Annotated in this window: 16 protein-coding genes; 8 read left to right on the top strand and 8 right to left on the bottom strand. The window is 69.3% G+C overall.

Annotated elements, in window-relative coordinates:
* Nucleotides 1-298 precede the first annotated feature (298 nt).
* The 7 genes from AC3FMM_RS04585 to AC3FMM_RS04555 all read left to right on the top strand — a co-directional run bounded on the left by AC3FMM_RS04585 (nt 299) and on the right by AC3FMM_RS04555 (nt 8,190).
* Nucleotides 299-1,495: a phosphoglycerate kinase gene (locus AC3FMM_RS04585; RefSeq protein WP_488686173.1), complete on the top strand. Its 1,197-nt coding sequence runs from the start codon at nt 299-301 to the stop codon at nt 1,493-1,495.
* Nucleotides 1,496-1,586: 91 nt separating this feature from the next.
* Complete coding sequence (gene pyk / locus AC3FMM_RS04580; RefSeq protein WP_115679458.1) at nt 1,587-3,023, top strand: pyruvate kinase; 1,437 nt, start codon at nt 1,587-1,589, stop codon at nt 3,021-3,023.
* Nucleotides 3,024-3,073: 50 nt separating this feature from the next.
* Nucleotides 3,074-4,138: a class II fructose-bisphosphate aldolase gene (fba, locus tag AC3FMM_RS04575; protein ID WP_488686172.1), complete on the top strand. Its 1,065-nt coding sequence runs from the start codon at nt 3,074-3,076 to the stop codon at nt 4,136-4,138.
* A 163-nt stretch (nt 4,139-4,301) separates the two neighbouring features.
* Nucleotides 4,302-5,210 carry a phosphoribosylaminoimidazolesuccinocarboxamide synthase gene (locus AC3FMM_RS04570; RefSeq protein ID WP_116312185.1) on the top strand — a complete coding sequence of 303 codons (909 nt, stop codon included), beginning with the start codon at nt 4,302-4,304 and terminating at the stop codon, nt 5,208-5,210.
* A gap of 167 nt (nt 5,211-5,377) precedes the next feature.
* The gene (gene purE, locus AC3FMM_RS04565; RefSeq protein WP_115708286.1) at nt 5,378-5,875 is read left to right on the top strand and encodes a 5-(carboxyamino)imidazole ribonucleotide mutase; all 498 of its coding nucleotides are present in this window, start codon (nt 5,378-5,380) and stop codon (nt 5,873-5,875) included.
* 41 nt (nt 5,876-5,916) lie between these two features.
* The gene (locus AC3FMM_RS04560) at nt 5,917-7,161 is read left to right on the top strand and encodes a 5-(carboxyamino)imidazole ribonucleotide synthase (protein ID WP_488686171.1); all 1,245 of its coding nucleotides are present in this window, start codon (nt 5,917-5,919) and stop codon (nt 7,159-7,161) included.
* A gap of 39 nt (nt 7,162-7,200) precedes the next feature.
* Nucleotides 7,201-8,190 carry an L-threonylcarbamoyladenylate synthase gene (locus AC3FMM_RS04555; RefSeq protein WP_115708290.1) on the top strand — a complete coding sequence of 330 codons (990 nt, stop codon included), beginning with the start codon at nt 7,201-7,203 and terminating at the stop codon, nt 8,188-8,190.
* Nucleotides 8,191-8,238: 48 nt separating this feature from the next.
* On the opposite strand, the gene AC3FMM_RS04550 is transcribed toward AC3FMM_RS04555, so the two are convergent.
* The 7 genes from AC3FMM_RS04550 to AC3FMM_RS04520 form a co-directional block, all read right to left on the bottom strand.
* Nucleotides 8,239-8,565 carry an AzlD domain-containing protein gene (locus AC3FMM_RS04550; RefSeq protein ID WP_092307849.1) on the bottom strand — a complete coding sequence of 109 codons (327 nt, stop codon included), beginning with the start codon at nt 8,563-8,565 and terminating at the stop codon, nt 8,239-8,241.
* Nucleotides 8,562-9,398: an AzlC family ABC transporter permease gene (locus AC3FMM_RS04545; protein WP_115708292.1), complete on the bottom strand. Its 837-nt coding sequence runs from the start codon at nt 9,396-9,398 to the stop codon at nt 8,562-8,564. Before AC3FMM_RS04545 ends, AC3FMM_RS04550 begins: the two co-directional genes overlap by 4 nt.
* 187 nt (nt 9,399-9,585) lie before the next feature.
* Nucleotides 9,586-11,223 (bottom strand): D-alanyl-D-alanine carboxypeptidase/D-alanyl-D-alanine endopeptidase, encoded by a 1,638-nt coding sequence (gene dacB, locus AC3FMM_RS04540; RefSeq protein ID WP_488686170.1) that lies wholly within the window; start codon nt 11,221-11,223, stop codon nt 9,586-9,588.
* A gap of 51 nt (nt 11,224-11,274) precedes the next feature.
* Nucleotides 11,275-11,862, bottom strand: coding sequence for a MarR family winged helix-turn-helix transcriptional regulator (locus AC3FMM_RS04535; protein WP_115708296.1), 588 nt, complete (start codon nt 11,860-11,862; stop codon nt 11,275-11,277).
* The gene (locus AC3FMM_RS04530) at nt 11,859-13,010 is read right to left on the bottom strand and encodes an ABC transporter substrate-binding protein (RefSeq protein ID WP_116312188.1); all 1,152 of its coding nucleotides are present in this window, start codon (nt 13,008-13,010) and stop codon (nt 11,859-11,861) included. Before AC3FMM_RS04530 ends, AC3FMM_RS04535 begins: the two co-directional genes overlap by 4 nt.
* A gap of 111 nt (nt 13,011-13,121) precedes the next feature.
* A complete protein-coding gene (locus AC3FMM_RS04525; protein ID WP_116312189.1) occupies nt 13,122-14,375 on the bottom strand; it encodes a flavin-dependent oxidoreductase in 1,254 nt (417 codons plus the stop codon).
* Nucleotides 14,376-14,527: 152 nt separating this feature from the next.
* Nucleotides 14,528-14,992: a PACE efflux transporter gene (locus AC3FMM_RS04520; protein ID WP_115708301.1), complete on the bottom strand. Its 465-nt coding sequence runs from the start codon at nt 14,990-14,992 to the stop codon at nt 14,528-14,530.
* Between the two features lie 108 nt (nt 14,993-15,100).
* On the opposite strand from AC3FMM_RS04520, the gene AC3FMM_RS04515 reads away from it, so the two are divergent.
* Complete coding sequence (locus AC3FMM_RS04515; protein ID WP_115679469.1) at nt 15,101-16,003, top strand: LysR family transcriptional regulator; 903 nt, start codon at nt 15,101-15,103, stop codon at nt 16,001-16,003.
* On the opposite strand, the gene AC3FMM_RS04510 is transcribed toward AC3FMM_RS04515, so the two are convergent.
* A complete protein-coding gene (locus AC3FMM_RS04510) occupies nt 16,000-17,511 on the bottom strand; it encodes an efflux transporter outer membrane subunit (protein ID WP_116312190.1) in 1,512 nt (503 codons plus the stop codon). The two genes, AC3FMM_RS04515 and AC3FMM_RS04510, sit on opposite strands and share 4 nt — an antisense overlap.
* Nucleotides 17,512-17,516 lie beyond the last annotated feature (5 nt).

The raw sequence follows: 17,516 nt of genomic DNA, 5'->3' as shown, positions 1-17,516 counted from the left end.
TGTCGGTTGCCGCTTGTCCTGGCCGTTTGTAAACCGGCTCTGGCGTAATTGTGTGTCTGTTGTAGCAGACGTTGCGTACATTACCGCACTTGGGGGTCTCGCGGAAAACGCGTGCGCCCCTTCTTTGGTGGGGAGTCAGGGCGGCAGGGCGCGCGTCGGCACTGGCTGGCGGGTCGGTTTGTGCCTTGCGGGCCGCATCATGGCCGGCGCCAGTCCGGATTCGGCAAAGCCCCGATCGCGTTCAGGTAAAATGCCGGTTTCCCCGAGTCCGCAGCGAAATCTCGCGCCATCCACCGTCATGACCTCTGTCCTGCGTCTTTCCGATCTGATTTCCCAAGGCAAACTCTCCGGCAAGCGTGTGTTCATCCGTGCCGACCTGAACGTGCCGCAGGATGACGCCGGCAACATCACCGAAGACACCCGCATCCGCGCCTCCGTGCCCGCCATCGAGGCCTGCCTGGGCGCCGGCGCCGCGGTGATGGTCACGTCCCACCTGGGCCGCCCGACCGAGGGCGAGTTCAAGCCCGAAGACTCGCTGGCGCCGATCGCCGCGCGCCTGTCCGAACTGCTTGGCAAGCCGGTCAAGCTGGTACAGAACTGGGTCGACGGCGTCGAGGTGGCGCCCGGCCAGGTAGTGCTGCTGGAGAACTGCCGCGTCAACAAGGGCGAGAAGAAGAACAGCGACGAGCTGGCGCAGAAGATGGCCAAGCTCTGCGACGTCTACGTCAACGACGCCTTCGGCACCGCGCACCGCGCCGAAGCCACCACCCACGGCATCGCAAAATTCGCGCCGATTGCCTGCGCCGGCCCGCTGCTGGCCGCCGAGATCGACGCGCTGGGCAAGGCCCTGGGCCAGCCGGCGCGCCCGCTGGTGGCGATCGTCGCCGGCTCCAAGGTCTCGACCAAGCTGACCATCCTGAAGTCGCTGGCCGACAAGGTCGACAACCTGGTCGTCGGCGGCGGCATCGCCAACACCTTCATGCTGGCCGCCGGCCTGAAGATCGGCAAGTCGCTGGCCGAAGCCGACCTGGTCGGCGACGCCAAGGCCATCATCGACATCATGGCCAGGCGCGGCGCCTCGGTGCCGATTCCCGTCGACGTGGTTTGCGCCAAGGAATTCAGCGCCACCGCTACGGCCACCGTCAAGGACGTCAAGGATGTGGCCGACGACGACATGATCCTCGACATCGGTCCGAAGACCGCCGCGATGCTGGCCGATCAGCTCAAGGCCGCCGGCACCATCGTCTGGAACGGCCCGGTGGGCGTGTTCGAGTTCGACCAGTTCGGCAACGGCACCAGGGTGCTGGCCCAGGCCATCGCTGAATCGAAGGCGTTCTCGATCGCCGGCGGGGGCGACACGCTGGCCGCCATCGCCAAGTACGGCATTGCCGACCGCGTGGGCTATATCTCCACCGGCGGCGGCGCGTTCCTGGAATTCCTGGAAGGCAAGACGCTGCCCGCCTTCGAAGTGCTGGAGCAGCGCGCCGCAGGCTGACGCATCCGCCCCGCGCCTGGCGGAGCCGTGGGCCCGCCGGTCGCGCCAACCGGCCGTCGGGCCATCGAGCGCTGAAACCAGGAAACCCCGCATGACCCGTTCCACCAAGATCGTCGCCACCATCGGCCCCGCCTCCAGCTCGCTGGAAATCCTGACGCGCATGATCGCGGCGGGGGTCGACGTGGTGCGGCTGAACTTTTCGCACGGCACCGCCCAGGACCATCTCGACCGTGCCCGGCTGGTGCGCGAGGCGGCGCAGGCATGCGGGCGCGAGGTCGCCATCATGGCCGACCTGCAGGGCCCCAAGATCCGCGTGGGCAAGTTCGAGCACGGCAAGGTCCTGCTCAAGCCGGGCGAGCCCTTTATCCTCGATTCCAACTGCAAGCTCGGCAACGAAGAGCGCGCCGGCCTGGACTACCAGGACCTGCCGCGCGACGTGGGCCCGGGCGACCTGCTGCTGCTTAACGACGGCCTGATCGTGCTGGTGGTCGACCGCGTGCTGGGCAACGAGATCTTCACCACCGTGCGCGTCGGCGGCGAGCTGTCCAACAACAAGGGCATCAACCGCCAGGGCGGCGGGCTGTCGGCGCCGGCGCTGACCGCCAAGGACATGGAGGACATCAAGACCGCCATGGCGCTGGGCGCGGACTACCTCGCGGTGAGCTTTCCCAAGAACGCCACCGACATGGAAATGGCGCGCCAGCTGGCCGCCGTGGCCGGCCAGCCGCACGGCCACCGGGCCCGCATGATCGCCAAGATCGAGCGCGCCGAGGCCATCCATCCGGGCGTGCTGGAAGAAATCCTGCAGGCCTCCGACGGCATCATGGTGGCGCGCGGCGACCTCGCCGTGGAAGTCGGCAACGCCGCCGTGCCGGCGCTGCAGAAGCGCATGATCAGGCTGGCGCGCGAGGCCAACAAGCTCACCATCACCGCGACGCAGATGATGGAAAGCATGATCGTCAACCCGGTGCCGACGCGCGCCGAGGTCTCGGACGTGGCCAATGCCGTGCTGGACGGCACCGACGCCGTGATGCTGTCGGCTGAAACCGCCGCCGGCCGCTATCCGGTCGAGACCGTCGAGGCCATGGCCGCGGTCTGCATCGAGGCCGAGAAGTCCGAGGTGGTGCAGCTCGACACCGATTTCCTGAACCAGACCTTTTCGCGCATCGACCAGTCGGTGGCGATGGGGGCGCTGTTCACCGCCTATCATTTGCAGGTGAAGGCGATCGCGGCGCTGACCGATTCCGGCGCGACCGCGCTGTGGATGAGCCGGCACCGCATCCATGTACCGATTTACGCGATGACGCCCAACCTGGCGTCGCAGCGCAAGATGCAGCTGTACCGCAACGTGGTGCCGCTGCCGCTGCAGTCCAGCACCGACCGCGATACCGCGCTGGAGCAGGCCGAGGAGCTGCTGCTGGCGCAGGGCGTGGTGCAGCGGGGCGATTTCATCGTGCTGACCATCGGCGAGCCGATGGGGCAGCCGGGCGGTACCAACACCCTGAAGATCGTCAGGGTGGGGCATTGAGCGCCGACAGAAGAATACCGAGACATCCCATTTTCATTTAGGAGTTAGACATGCCACTCGTTTCGATGCGCCAGCTGCTGGACCACGCAGCCGAGAACAGGTACGGCCTGCCGGCCTTCAACGTGAACAACCTCGAGCAAGTGCAGGCCATCATGCAGGCGGCCGACGAGGTCAACGCTCCGGTGATCATGCAAGCCTCGGCCGGCGCCCGCAAATATGCCGGCGAGCACTTCCTGCGCCACCTGATCGAAGCCGCGGTCGAAGCCTATCCCCATATCCCGGTGGTGATGCACCAGGACCACGGCCAGTCGCCGGCGATCTGCCAGGCCGCGATCGACCTGGGCTTCTCGTCGGTGATGATGGACGGCTCGCTGCGCGAAGACGGCAAGACCCCGGCCGACTACGAATACAACGTCGACGTGACCCGCAAGGTGGTGCAGCTGTCGCACGCCATCGGCGTGACCGTCGAGGGCGAGCTGGGCTGCCTGGGCTCGCTCGAAACCGGTGAAGCCGGAGAAGAAGATGGCATCGGCGCCGAAGGCAAGCTGGACCACTCGATGCTGCTGACCGATCCCGAGCAGGCCGCCGACTTCGTCAAGGCCACCCAGCTCGACGCGCTGGCCATTGCCATCGGCACCTCGCACGGCGCCTACAAGTTCACCCGCAAGCCCACCGGCGATATCCTGGCGATCAACCGCATCAAGGAAATCCACGCCCGCATCCCCAACACCCACCTGGTGATGCACGGCTCGTCGTCGGTGCCGCAGGAACTGCTGGAAGAGATCCGCAAGTTCGGCGGCGACATGAAGGAAACCTACGGCGTGCCGGTCGAGGAAATCCAGGAAGCGATCAAGTACGGCGTGCGCAAGATCAATATCGACACCGACATCCGCCTGGCCATGACCGGCGCGATCCGCCGCTTCTTCGTCGAGAACCCGAGCAAGTTCGATCCGCGCGAATACCTGAAGCCGGCCCGCGAAGCCGCCAAGCAGGTGTGCAAGGCGCGCTACCTGGCGTTCGGCTGCGAAGGCCAGGCCGGCAAGATCAAGCCGGTGGCGCTGAGCGAGATCGCGCAGCAGTACAAGTCGGGCAAGCTGGCGCAGGTCGTGCAGTAAGTTTCAATCGTCGTTCCCGCGCAGGCGGGAACCCAGCGTCTTTAATGCGGCGCTGACCAAAGGCAAAAGTCACTGGGTCCCCGCCTCCGCGGGGACGACGCATTTTTAAGCGTCAGTGTTTTTTGCAGACGCTGTGCTTTACCTCCGTTCGATCGGAACCATCATGACCAACGCTCTCTACCAGTCCTCCATCAACTCGCTGCCGCTGCTGGGCCACGGCAAGGTGCGCGACAACTACGCCGTCGGCAACGACAAGCTGCTGATCGTCACCACCGACCGCCTGTCGGCGTTCGACGTCATCATGGGCGAGCCGATCCCCGACAAGGGCCGCGTGCTGAACCAGATGGCGAACTTCTGGTTCCGCAAGCTCGCGCACATCGTGCCGAACCACGAGACCGGCATCGCACCCGAGACCGTGGTGGCCGCGGATGAAGTGGAGCAGGTCAGGGGCCGCGCGGTGGTGGTCAAGCGCCTGAAGCCGATCCTGGTCGAGGCCGTGGTGCGTGGCTACCTCGCCGGCAGCGGCTGGAAGGACTACCAGGCCACCGGCAAGGTGTGCGGCATCGAGCTGCCGCCGGGCCTGCAGAACGCGCAGAAGCTGCCCGAGCCGATCTTCACCCCGGCCGCCAAGGCAGAGATGGGCGAGCACGACGAGAACATCTCGTTCGCCGAGGTCGAGGGCCGCATCGGCATCCCGCTGGCGCGCCAGATGCGCGAGATCTCGATCCGCCTGTACAAGGAAGCGGCCGAGTTCGCCGCCACGCGCGGCATCATCATCGCCGATACCAAGTTCGAGTTCGGCCTGGACGACAACGGCGTGCTGACGCTGATGGACGAAGTGCTGACCGCCGACTCGTCGCGCTTCTGGCCGGCAGATTCGTACCAGGTGGGCACCAACCCGCCGTCGTTCGACAAGCAGTTCGTGCGCGACTGGCTGGAAGCGGTGCGCATCGACGGCAAGCCCTGGCCCAAGACCGCGCCGGCGCCGCAGCTGCCGGACGACGTGATCGAGAAGACCGCGGCGAAGTATCGTGAGGCGCTGACGCGCCTGACGGGTGAAGAGTTGAAGTAAGTTTCCCCCGGCTTCCCGCAAGCCGACGGTGTTTCCCTCTCCCCTCATGGGGAGAGGGTAGGGTGAGGGGTGGTTTGGCAAGGCACCACGCGTCGAGAGCCGCCCGGCCCTCACCCCCGCCCCTCTCCCGCCAGCGGGAGAGGGGAGCAAACAAGCAAGGATCAAACGTGAGCAAGCAAGATAAGCCATTGGTCGGCGTCGTCATGGGCAGCAGCTCGGACTGGGACGTGATGCAGCACGCCGTGGCGATGCTGAAGGATTTCGGCGTGCCGTTCGAAGCCCAGGTGGTGTCCGCGCACCGCATGGCCGACGACATGTTCCGCTATGCCGAGAGCGCGCGCAGCCGCGGCCTGCGCGCCATCATCGCCGGTGCCGGCGGGGCCGCGCACCTGCCCGGCATGATCGCCGCCAAGACCATCGTGCCGGTGTTCGGCGTGCCGGTGCCGTCGAAGTACCTGCGCGGCGAGGACTCGCTGCTGTCGATCGTGCAGATGCCCAAGGGCGTGCCGGTGGCCACTTTCGCCATCGGCGAGGCGGGTGCGGCCAACGCCGCGCTGCACGCCATCGCCACGCTGGCCACTACTGACGACGCGCTGGCCGCCGCGCTGGAAGCCTTCCGCGCCAAGCAGACCGAAGCCGCGCGCGCCATGACCTTGCCGCTGTAATGCTGCCGCTGTAACTCTCCGGACCGACACGGAACCGAGCAATGCCTACCGATATCCATCCCTACCTCTCCGAAGCCCACACGCCGGAATCGCGCGCCGAGTTCGGCGTCGACCGTCCCGACGCGCCCATCCTGCCCGGCGCGTGGCTGGGCATGCTCGGCGGCGGCCAGCTCGGCCGCATGTTCACGCATGCGGCGCAGGCGATGGGCTATCGCGTATGCGTGCTCGATCCCGACCAGGACAGCCCGGCCGGCGTGGTCGCCGACAAGCATATCTGCGCGCAGTACACCGACGAGGCCGCGCTGGCCGAGATGGGCAAGCTGTGCCAGGCGGTCAGCACCGAGTTCGAGAACGTGCCGTCGCTGTCGCTGGACCGGCTCGAGCAGCTGGGCGCGTTTGTCGCGCCGCGCGGCTACTGCGTGTCGATCGCGCAGAACCGCATCGGCGAGAAGAAGTTCTTTGCCGCGTGCGCCGAGCGCACCGGCGTGCCGACGGCGCCGCACTGGGTGATCCAGCACGACGCCGACGTCGACCAGCTGCCCGACCACGTGCTGCCCGGCATCCTCAAGACCGCGCGCATGGGCTATGACGGCAAGGGCCAGGCGCGCGTGAAGACGCGCGACGACGTGCGCGCCGCGTGGAAGGCGATGCAGCATGTGCCGTGCGTGCTGGAGCAGATGCTGCCGCTGGCGTACGAGGTGTCGGTGCTGGCCGCGCGCGGCGCGGACGGCGCCACCGCCACCTGGCCGCTGGCCGAGAACGTGCACCGCGACGGCATCCTGTTTTCGACCGAGATGCCGTCGACCAGCGTCTCGCCCGAGATCGCCGAGCGCGCCCGCGCCGCCGCCGCCGCGATTGCCACGGAAATGGGCTATGTCGGCGTGCTGTGCATCGAGTTCTTCGTGCTGACCGATGGTTCGCTGGTCGCCAATGAAATGGCGCCGCGCCCGCACAATTCCGGCCATATCACCATGGATGCCTGCGAGACCAGCCAGTTCGAGCAGCAGGTGCGCGCCATGGCGCGGCTGCCGCTGGGCAGCACGCGCCAGCATTCGGCCGGCAAGATGCTGAACCTGCTGGGCGACGTGTGGTTCGAGTTCGGGCTGGAACGCACCCCGGCCTGGGACGAGGTGGTGGCGCAACCCGGCGCCAAGCTGCACCTGTACTGCAAGAGCGATGCGCGCCCGTCGCGCAAGATGGGGCACGTCAACTGCATCGGCGAGCATGCCGAGGCCGCCGACGCCGCTTTCCAGGCGGCCGCGCAGGCGCTGCACATCCCGCTCTGAATTTCCGCCGACCGCCACGCCACCCTTTGAAGGAACACGATGTCGCCGCGCACGCCCACGGCCGCCGAACTGGATGAAGCCGTCCGCCTGCTCGAGGCCGGGCAACTGGTCGCCTTCCCGACCGAGACCGTCTACGGCCTTGGCGCCGACGCAGAAAACCCCGCGGCGGTCGGCCGCATCTTCGCGCTCAAGGGCCGGCCGTCGAACCATCCGGTGATCGTGCACGTGGTCGACGGTGCCGACATCGGCTACTGGACCGACCACGTGCCCGCGGCCGCGCAGCAGCTGATCGACGCCTTCTGGCCCGGCCCGCTGACGCTGATCCTGAAGCGCGCCGCGCATATCGATGCCGCCGTCGCCGGCGGGCAGGACAGCATCGGCCTGCGCTGCCCGTCGCATCCGGTGGCGCAGGCGCTGCTGTCGCGCTTCAAGCGCGGCCGCGGCGGCATTGCCGCGCCTTCCGCGAACAAGTTCGGCCAGGTCAGCCCGACCACCGCGCAGCATGTGCGCGAGGAATTCGGCGACGCGGTCTATGTGCTGGAGGGCGATGGCGTCGAGGTCGGGATCGAATCGACCATCGTCGACCTGTCGCGGCTGGACCAGGGCATCGGCCCGGTGCTGCTGCGCCCGGGCGCGGTCACGGTGGGGATGCTCGCGCAGGTGCTGGGCGAAGCCCCGCTGCCGCCGGACGCCGCCGCGCCGCGCGCGTCGGGAACCCTGAAGGCCCACTACGCGCCGCACACGCCGCTGCTGCTGGCCGATGCGCAGGCCGCCGCCGCGCGCCTGGAAGCGCTGCCGGCGGATGCCCGCGTGGCATGGGTCGGGCGCGCGCCGCTGGCGGACCAACGCTGCACCTGGGTGCAGGCGCCTGCCGATGCCGCCGCCTATGCGCAGGAGCTGTACCGGCTGCTGCGCAAGCTCGACCGGCAGGGGTATACGCAGCTGGTGTTCGAGGTGTTGCCCGAGGGGCAGGACTGGGCCGGAGTGCGCGACCGGCTGGAGCGGGCGGCGGCGGCGTTTGGGGGGTAGGGCGGACAGGGGTTTGCCGCTGGCCTGACCTGGTCGATCCGCCGGCCCTCACCCCCCCAGCAACCGCAACGCCGTATAAACCGCCATCCCCACCACGATCATTCCCACCATCTTCCTGGTCAGCAGGTAGAACACCGTCGCGGCCACGCCCGCCATCAGCTTGTAGTTGGAGAACGCCACGGTGAAATGCCCCTGCCAGGTCATCAGGTCCGGCAGGATGATGGCGGCCAGCGCCGCCGCCGGCGCATAGCGCAGCGCGCGCTGGATGCGGTCCGGCACGGTGATGTGTTCGCCCGCCATCAGAAACAGCGCGCGCGTGATCACGGTGACGACCGCCATGCCGACCAGCGCGATCCAGACTTCGGTATGGCTCATGCGCGGTCTCCCGGTACGTCCGCCGGCTCGGGCGCTGGCTTGGAAGCGGGCTTGGCCAGCGGTGCCTGCCTGCGCCGCTGGATGCCGCGCAGCGCGGCGCGCGCGGCCAGTTCGTCGCTGGCCATGCCGGCGGCAATCGCGCCCACCACGGCCACCACCAGCCCCAGCCGGTACGGCAGGTCGAAGCACAGCAGCGCCAGCACCGCGGAAATCACCACCGCCATCAGCGTCGAGCGCGAATTGATGGTGGCGATCATCACCGGGATCAGCGCCATGGTGCCGGCCAGGCCCAGGCCCCAGCTGTCCGGGAACAGGCTGGCCAGCACGATGCCGATGATCGACGACACCTGCCACATGCAGAAATTGGTCAGTGCCATGCCCCAGAAGTAGCCTTCCTTGCCGGGCTCGTAGCCCGGTGTGCTGTATTTCTGCAGGAAGTAGACGAAGTGCAGGTCGCCGTTGAAGAAGCCCAGCACCGTGCGCCGCGCCAGCGTCAGGTAGCTGAAATGCGGCTGCATGCCGGCGCTGAAGATGACGAAGCGCAGGTTGACCATGGCCGCGGTCAGCCAGATGGTCCATAGCGGCAGCCCTGCTGCGAACAGCGGCAGCACCGCCAGCTGCGCCGAGCCGGCGTAGACCAGCAGCGACATGCCGATGGCCTCGGGCACGGTCAGCACGGATTTGCTCATGGCCACGCCCGTGACCAGGCCCCAGGAAAATACCGCGGGCAGCGACGGGGCAAAGCGGCGCGCGCCGTCGATAAAGCCGGCGCGTTCGGCCGGTGCGAAGCGATGCCAGAGGCGCAACCACACCGGGGGTTGTGGGGAAGTCATGTCAGAGGAAGCGGGGGCGATGCGGCCCGGGGCCGCAGGCCGGCCCGGAAGGCTGCCGCCGCAGGACGCGCCGGCACCCAGGCATTATAGGGTGGGATGGCGGGCTGGTAAGCGAGCGCTTAACAAAATGCCGCCGCGGCGTTGGCGGCAGGCCACGGCCCCGCGCCCCAGCGCGCCCGGCGGGGCGTCAATGCGCCCCGCGGTACACCCACTGCAGCAGCGCGTCGTGCGCCTCCTGCGCCTGCGCGGCGTTGGCATGGTTGATCATGCTCACCACCACGTAGCGGCCGCCCTCGGCGGCATCGACGTAGCCGGCCAGCGCGCGCACATTGGCCAGCGTGCCGGTCTTCAGGTAGCCGCTGCCGGCCGCGCTGGCGCGGGTCAGGCGGTTGCGCAGCGTGCCGTCGACGCCCAGCACCGGCAGCGAGTCGATCAGCACCGGGCCGACCGGGCTGGCCGCGGCCTGCTGCAGCAGCCGCGCCATGTCATAGGCGCTGATGCGTTCCGCGCGCGACAGGCCCGAGCCGTTGTCGAGCACCAGGCCCGGCAGGTCCAGCCCCTGCCGCGCCAGCCAGCGCTGCACCACGCGGATCGAGCGGCCGGTGCTGGCGGGCCCGCCGCGGTCCATCTCGGCGCCGAGGGTCAGGAACAGCTGCCGCGCCATCACGTTGTTCGAGAACTTGTTGATGTCGCGCACGATATCCGCCAGCGGCAGGCCGTAATGGCGCGCCAGCAGCACCGCGCCGCGCGGGACCTTGCCGCTGCGCAGCGCGGGCAGGCGGGCAAAGCGCCCGCCGGCGCGCTGCCACTCGGCGACAAAGCCGCCCCAGGTGAATTCCGCGTGCGACAGTGTGGCGATATTGAGCACGTGCTCGCCGCAGTCGCTGGAATAGTCGCCCGAGAACGAGGCCAGCACGGTGCCGTCGGCCTGCGGCAGCACGGTCGGGCTGGCGCTGCTCTGCCAGTCGCCGCAGCGGCCGTTGGTCAGCGTGAGGCGGTTGTCCAGTTTCAGCTGCGCCAGCTCCGGCGTGACGCTGACCGCCACGGTCTGCGAGGCCGGGTCCGGCGTCAGCGTGAACGACAGCGTCTTGAAGGCGTACAGCAGCGCATCGGGGCCGACGTTGTAGGCGCGCTGCACCTCGCCGTCGATGGTGCCGTTGCTGTCAAGGCCATCGGCGAAGTAGCTGCGGTCCAGCACCAGGTCGCCGTTGATGGTGTTGGCGCCGGCGGCGCGCGCCCGCGCCACCAGCTTGGCCATTTCCTCGGGCACCAGCTTGGGATCGCCGTGGCCGCGCAGGTAGACGTTGCCGTTGACGGTGCCGTCGTTGCCCGGCTGCGCGTCGGCGTAGAGCGAGGTCTGCCAGCGATAGTCGGGCCCGAGCAGCTGCAGGCCGGCGAAGGTGGTGACCAGCTTCATGGTCGACGCCGGGTTCATCGGCAGCTGCGCGTTCCAGCTGGCGCGCGCGGTGCTGTCGCCCAGCCGCACCACATAGAAGCTGGCCGCCGCGGCCGGCACCCCGGCGCGGCGCAGCGCCGCGGCCACCGGCGCGGGCACGCCGGCGCTGACCAGCGCCGGATCGGTGGCGGCTCTGGTGGCGGCTCTGGTGGCGGCTTTGGCAGCGGCTTTGCCGGCTTTCGGTGCTTTGGCGGGCTTGGTCGCCTTGGCCGCCTTGGCGGGCGGCTTGGCGTAGGCCGGGGTCAGTGCCGGACCGCCGGCCAGCAGCACGGCGGCAAGGATGGACGAGAGCAATAGCGACAGGCGGCGCGGCAGCGCGCCGGGTCGCGCTGCGGTGGGCGCGGCGAGGGTTCTTGGCATGGCGGCCATGTTAACGCATGGCCGCCCGCAAGCGGATGACAGCTCCGCGGGTCCGGCGGTTCAGCCGGCGCGCGGCGGTGCCAGCCGTGCCAGCAGCGCTTTCAGCGTGGCCTGCTCGGCCTCGCTGAGCGCCGAGCTGACGTGGGCGTCGTGCGCCTGGACTGCCTGCGTGGCGGCTTCGAGCGTGCGGCGGCCGGCCGGGGTCAGCACCAGGCTGTAGGCGCGCCGGTCGCCCGCGGCGGGGCGGCGCGCCACCAGCTTCATGGCCTCGAGCGCATCCACCAGCAGCACCGCGCCCGAGCGCGCGATGCCGAGGATCTGCGCCAGCTCGGTCAGCTTCAGGTGCGGGTTGCGCGAGATGATCACCAGCGCCGAGAAGCGCGGCGGGGTGATCTGCCATTGCGCCAGCGACTGCACGAAGTCTTCGTAGATGCGGATCTGCGCGCGGCGGATGGCGTAGCCGACGAGGTTGTCGAGCACGCCGTAGTCGATGTTCGGCACATGCGGGTCGAAGCCGCCATCGGCGCCGTCGCCGGCGGCCGGGTCGGGCGCCAGCGCATCGCGCGTCCTGCGCCGCGCGGGCGCTGCGGCGGTGCGGGCCCGCCGCGCGGGGGTGGCGGGCGGGGTGCCGGATGCGTCGGGAATCATTTGAGCAGTTTCCAGTTGCCGTTCTCTATTGTCACCATAACCCGACCACGCTGGTCAAAGCCATAGTGGTCTTGCGCACTGAAGTTCAGCACCCCGTGCGAGACCACGATGTCGCGCTCGGTTTCCAGCGCGTGGCGCAGCGCCTGGCGGAAGGCCGGCGTGCCGGGGCGGGCATGCTTCAGCGCCACCGGCACGATGCGCTCAAGCACCAGCCCGGCATCGTAGGCATGGGCGCCGAACTGCGTGCGGGTCTCGGCCCCGTACTGCTTTTCATAGCGGGTGACGTAGTCCAGCCCGGGCTTGCGCACCGGATCGCCGGCGGGCAGCTGCTCCGGCACGATCACCGGGCCGGCGGGCAGGATCGCGCCGTTGACCAGGCGCCCGCCGATGCGGATCAGGTCCTTGGTGGCCGCACCGTGGGTCTGGTAGAGGGTGCCGCCGTAGCCGCGCTCGCGCAGCGTGGTGTGCGGCAGCGCCGCGCCGGTGCCGGCGCCGGCGATCAGGATGGCATCGGGCCGGGCGGCGATCAGCTTGAGCGCCTGCGCGGTCACGCTGGTGTCGGCGCGGCCGTAGCGCTCGGTGGCGATCAGGCGGATGCCGTTGGCGGTGGCGGCGGCGGTGAAATCCTTCAGCCAGGTCTCGCCGTAGGCATCGGCAAAGCCGATAAAGCCGATGGTCTTGACGCCCTGGGTCTTGGCGGTGGCGGCCACGGCATTGGCCATCAGCCGCACCGGCTGCGCCAGCCGGAAGGTCCATGCGCCGCGCCCGGGCTTGAGTTCGATCGGCGAGAACGCCAGCTGTACGGTCTGGGCTTCGTCGGCGACCTCGGCAATCGCGATCGACGGCGCCACCGCGGACGAGCCCAGGATGATGTCGACCTTGTCCTCGGCGACGAAGCGGCGCGCCGCCTTGGCGCCCTGGGTCGGATCGGAGGCATCGTCCAGCACGATGTAGCGCACCGGCTCGCCGCCGATCTGCTGCGGCAGGTAGGCCAGCGTATTTTTTTGCGGGATGCCGAGGGAAGCGGACGGGCCGGTGGTCGACAGGCTGACGCCGACGGTGATGTCGGCCAGGGCGGTGGTGGCGGTGAAGGCCAGCAGGGCGGCCAGCGCGAGGCGGGTGAGCTCGGTCGGGGTTCGGGGTGCCATGGTTGTCTCCTCGGTCTGAATCATCTTATGTGTTTTCCATCCCGCTGGTCTGCTTCCCTCTCCCGCTTGCGGAAGAGGGAGTACACCCGCGGTCGAGATCAAGGCATCGCCTTACGCCTTGCCCTGCATCGACTGCCGGTCGAACCCCGCCAGCTGCTTGTACCGCAGCGAAATCGCTTCCAGCTCGGCGCGCGGGATCACCTGGTCGATATCGCTGAACCCCTGCGGCGCGCGCTCCTCGGCCAGCTGCATCACCTGCTCCGGCCCGTTCATGCGGTTGCGCAGCACGATGCCGGCGGTGCGCGGCAGGCGCTCGGCCTCGTATTCGCGCAGCGCGTAGCCGGTGTCGCGGGTGCCGAGCAGGCTGTCGACCAGGTAGCGCGCGTCGAGGATGGCCTGGGCGCTGCCGTTCGAGCCGATCGGATACATCGGGTGCGCGGCGTCGCCCAGCAGCGTGACGCGGTCGAAGGTCCAGCGCGGCAGCGGGTCCTTGTCGACCATCGGGAATTCGTAGATGGCCTCGGCGCCGTCGATCAGCGCGGGGATGTCGATCCAGTCCCACTGCCAGTTGGCAAACCGGGCGCGGAACACGGCTTTGTCGACCTGCTTGTTCCAGTCGCTGCGCGGCGGGGTGTCGGACACGCTGTCGGGCACGCGCAGCTCGGCAATCCAGTTGACCAGCGCGCGGCCCTGGCGGCGCAGCGGTTCGGAGATTGGGTAGGCGACGAACTTCTGGTCCTGGTGCCCGGCCATGAACATCGAGCGGCCGTCCAGGTAGGGCGGCGCCTCGGTGACCGCGCGCCACAGCAGCCGGCGCGAAAAGCGCGGCAGGTCGCCGCCGGGATAGAAATGGCGGCGCACCGCCGAATGGATGCCGTCGGCGCCGACCAGCACGTCGGCGCCGGACTCGACCGCGGCGTTGTCGGCGCGGCGGCGCAGCACGAAGCGCGCCTGGCCGCGCGCGCCGGTATCCAGCACGGACTCGAAACTGTGGCCGGTATGGATCGCGCCGGCCCCAAGGCGCTCGACCACGGTGCGGTGCAGCAGCATCTGGAATTCGCCGCGATGGATCGAGAACTGCGGCCAGTCATAGCCGGCGGCCAGCCCGCGCGGCTCATGCCAGATGCGCTGGCCCAGCTTGTTGTAGTACGACAGGGACGAGGTCTCGACGGCAATCGCGGCCAGCGCATCGCGCAGGCCCAGCTCGGACAGCACGCGCACGGCGTGCGGCAGCAGGTTGATGCCAACGCCCAGCGGGCGCAGCGTTTCGCTGGCTTCCCAGACCTCGGCCTCGATGCCGTGGCGGTGGCACAGCAGCGCCAGTGTCAGTCCGCCGATGCCGCCCCCGGCGATTGCGATTTTCATGGTGTCTCCCCGCGTGCAGGTCGCGCCGGGGCCGCGCACGCGGCGCCGCTCCCGGCGAATCGAATTTGTTATGGAGTATAACGATTCGACCGGTGGCGGCAAGACGGGGAAGACCTCGGCGCGGCGCGCCCGGGGTCGGGAAAAACCCGCGCTCAGCCCAGCGCGGTGCCTTCGGGCTTGGCTTGGGAGGTGGCCTGCGCCTTGAGCGCCGGCACCGGGAACACGATGTCGTACAGCCAGTTGTACACCAGCGCGTAGACCATGTAGAAGCCGGCCACGGCGATGTCCATGATGAGCGCGTCGATCAGGCTGATGTCGAGGTACCACGCCAGCGACGGCAGGAACACCACCAGCAGGCCCAGTTCGAACAGCACCGCGTGCAGCACGCGCACCGGCACCGACTTGCGCAGCTGGCCGGTGAAACGCAGCATGCCCTTGTCGAACAGCACGTTGTAGAGGTAGTTCCAGCCGGTGGCGACCAGCGAGGCGACCGCGCCGATCAGCCCCATCTGGTGCAGTTCATAGCCGAAGGCCCAGCTCGCCAGCGGGGCGAAGATCAGCAGGCCGACCACCTCGAAGCCCACGGCATGGCGGATCCGGTCCCTGGTATTGCGCATGATTTCTCCTTGCGGGCAAATACGATGGTGCCTAGTCTATCTGCTGGGCAGGGATTGCCAAGTTGGATACTATCGTCATAACAGATAGATGAAGGAGTGGGGTTACGTATGAGTCTCTCTCTGGAGCAATTGCAGGCCTTTGTCGCGGCGGCCGACACGGGCTCGTTCTCGGCCGCCGCGCGCCGGCTCGGCAAGGCCCAGTCGGTGGTCAGCGCGGCCGTGTCCAACCTCGAGATCGATGCCGGCAACGCGCTGTTCGACCGTACCGGCCGCTACCCGGTGCTGACCCCCGCAGGCGAACGGCTGCTGGCCGAGGCGCGCGTGATCCTGGAGCGCTGCGAGCATTTCCGCGGCGTGGCCAAGAGCCTGGGCGAGGGCGTGGAGACGCGGCTGGTGCTGGCGGTCGACGAGCTCTATCCGGAAGAGACACTGGGTGCGCTGCTGGTGGAGTTTTCCGGGCGCTTCCCGGCGGTGGAGCTGGAACTGCTGTTCCCGCTGATGGAGGACGTCAGCCGGCTGGTGCTGGAGGGCGGCGCCGACCTCGGCATCATGTGGCGCCAGGAAGTGCTGCCGCCGGAGCTGGGCTTCCATGCGCTCGGCTGGATGCCGATGCAGATCCTGTGCGCGCCCGACCACCCGCTGGCGTCGCAGCGGGTCGACTGGGAAGAGCTCAAGCGCTACCGCCAGCTGATGGTCGCGACCCGCACCGACAGCGAGGAAAAGATGCGCCTGCGCGTGGCCGCCGACGTATGGTGGGTGGAAAGCCAGTGGGTGATCGTGGAGCTGGTCAAGCGCGGGCTGGGCTGGGCCTTCGTGCCGTGGCACGTGGTCGCCAATTCGCCGGCCGCGGCGCAGCTGGTGTCGCCGCCGCTGGCGTTCCAGCAGCAGGACTGGCCGGTGGCGATGGAGCTGGTGTGGCACAAGCAGCGGCCGCTGGGCAAGGCCGCCACCTGGCTGCGCGAGCGCATCTGCGCGCAGCCGCTGCCGAATGCCCCGCAGCGCGGCGCCTAGCGCTGGCCGACGGTGGCGGAAGCGGCGGCTGGCACGCTGGGACTCGCGCTGCCGCTACTACCTGCGGGCTGCGCGTGCCAGCCGCCGCCCAGCGCCTTGATCAGCACCACCGCCGCGGTGTACTGGCGGCCGGTGATCGACAGCGCGGTGCGCTCGGCGGTGTAGGCGCTGGTCTGCGCCGTCAGCACATCGAGCAGGCCGGCGGTGCCGGCGCGGTAGCGGTTGTTCACCAGCGCCAGCGCCTCGCGCGCCGAGCGCAGTGCGTCGTTCTGCACCACCGCCTCCTGTTCCAGCAGCCGCTGCGCGGCGAGGTTGTCCTCGACTTCCTGGAACGCCCCCAGCACGGTCTGGCGGTAGTTGGCCACGGTCTGGTCGTAGGCCGCCACCGCCTGCGCCTTGGCCGCGCGGCGCGCGCCGCCGTCGAACAGGGTGCCGGCCAGGCCGCCGCCGATCGACCAGATCCGGTCCGGCAGCGACACCCAGCGCGCCAGCGTGCTGGCGGTCAGCCCGCCGCTGGCCGACAGCGACAGCGTCGGATAGTAAGCCGCCTGCGCCACGCCGATCTGCGCATTGGCCGACGCCATGCGCCGCTCGGCCGCGCCGATGTCGGGGCGGCGCTCCAGCAGTTGCGACGGCACCGCGGCCGGCACGCGCGGCGGCGCGGCGCGGAACTCGCCGGCGGCCAATGACAGCGCCGCGGGCGGCTTGCCCACCAGCACGGCGATGGCATGCTCCAGCTGCGCGCGCGTGATCTGGATGTCGATCTGCTGCGCCTGCGCGCTCTTGAGCTGGGTCTCGGACTGCAGCACGTCGGAGCGCTGCGCGGTGCCCGCCGCGTACTGGTTCTGCACCAGCTGCAGCGACTTCTGGTAGTCGGCCACGGTGCGGTCCAGCAGCGCCTTCTGCGCATCCGCCACGCGCAGCAGGAAGTAGCTCTGCGCCAGCGTGGCCTGCGTCGACAGCAGCGTCGACGCCAGGTCGGCCTCGCTCGCCTGCGCGCTGGCCTCGCTGCTTTCGACCTGGCGCCGCACGCGGCCCCAGACGTCGAGCTCCCAGGTCGCGCCCAGCGTGGCGCTCTGGCCGTTGAGCGTGTTGCCGGTGGCATTGCGCGCGCGCGAGGCGCCGGCCTGCGCATCGACCAGCGGGAAGAAGCCGGCGCGGGCCGCCTGCAGCGACGCCACCGCCTGGCGGTACTGGGCCTCGGCCGCCTTGATGTTCTGGTTCGAGATCTGCACCTCGGCCATCAGCGCATCGAGCTGCGCATCGCCGAATACGGTCCACCAGTCGGGGCGCGCCAGCGCATCCTGCGGCTCGGCGGGCTTCCAGGATGGCTTCCAATCGCCGGTCCACGCCGGGGTGGCAGTATCGGCCGCGGCTTCCTTGAACTCGGCCGACATCGGCGCGTCGGGGCGCTGGTAGTCGGGGCCGACGGCGCAGCCGGCCAGCAGCAGCGCGCATGCCAGTGGTACCGGCAGGCCCTGGGACAGGAAACGGGTAAGAGCATTCATGTCGA

It is taken from the genome of Cupriavidus sp. 207A1, from assembly GCF_057798955.1.
The sequence above is the reverse complement of the archived record's forward strand: the minus strand, read 5'-3'. Positions and strand labels throughout refer to the sequence as shown.

Excerpts from the sequence above, each read along its gene's own strand:
- AC3FMM_RS04585 (WP_488686173.1), top strand. The coding sequence starts at position 299 with ATGACCTCTGTCCTGCGTCTTTCCGATCTGATTTCCCAAGGCAAACTC.
- AC3FMM_RS04545 (WP_115708292.1), bottom strand. The coding sequence starts at position 9,398 with ATGACTTCCCCACAACCCCCGGTGTGGTTGCGCCTCTGGCATCGCTTC.
- AC3FMM_RS04530 (WP_116312188.1), bottom strand. The coding sequence starts at position 13,010 with ATGGCACCCCGAACCCCGACCGAGCTCACCCGCCTCGCGCTGGCCGCC.
- dacB (WP_488686170.1), bottom strand. The coding sequence starts at position 11,223 with ATGGCCGCCATGCCAAGAACCCTCGCCGCGCCCACCGCAGCGCGACCC.
- pyk (WP_115679458.1), top strand. The coding sequence starts at position 1,587 with ATGACCCGTTCCACCAAGATCGTCGCCACCATCGGCCCCGCCTCCAGC.
- AC3FMM_RS04550 (WP_092307849.1), bottom strand. The coding sequence starts at position 8,565 with ATGAGCCATACCGAAGTCTGGATCGCGCTGGTCGGCATGGCGGTCGTC.
- AC3FMM_RS04520 (WP_115708301.1), bottom strand. The coding sequence starts at position 14,992 with ATGCGCAATACCAGGGACCGGATCCGCCATGCCGTGGGCTTCGAGGTG.
- AC3FMM_RS04570 (WP_116312185.1), top strand. The coding sequence starts at position 4,302 with ATGACCAACGCTCTCTACCAGTCCTCCATCAACTCGCTGCCGCTGCTG.
- AC3FMM_RS04510 (WP_116312190.1), bottom strand. The coding sequence starts at position 17,511 with ATGAATGCTCTTACCCGTTTCCTGTCCCAGGGCCTGCCGGTACCACTG.
- fba (WP_488686172.1), top strand. The coding sequence starts at position 3,074 with ATGCCACTCGTTTCGATGCGCCAGCTGCTGGACCACGCAGCCGAGAAC.
- AC3FMM_RS04535 (WP_115708296.1), bottom strand. The coding sequence starts at position 11,862 with ATGATTCCCGACGCATCCGGCACCCCGCCCGCCACCCCCGCGCGGCGG.
- AC3FMM_RS04515 (WP_115679469.1), top strand. The coding sequence starts at position 15,101 with ATGAGTCTCTCTCTGGAGCAATTGCAGGCCTTTGTCGCGGCGGCCGAC.
- AC3FMM_RS04525 (WP_116312189.1), bottom strand. The coding sequence starts at position 14,375 with ATGAAAATCGCAATCGCCGGGGGCGGCATCGGCGGACTGACACTGGCG.
- AC3FMM_RS04555 (WP_115708290.1), top strand. The coding sequence starts at position 7,201 with ATGTCGCCGCGCACGCCCACGGCCGCCGAACTGGATGAAGCCGTCCGC.
- AC3FMM_RS04560 (WP_488686171.1), top strand. The coding sequence starts at position 5,917 with ATGCCTACCGATATCCATCCCTACCTCTCCGAAGCCCACACGCCGGAA.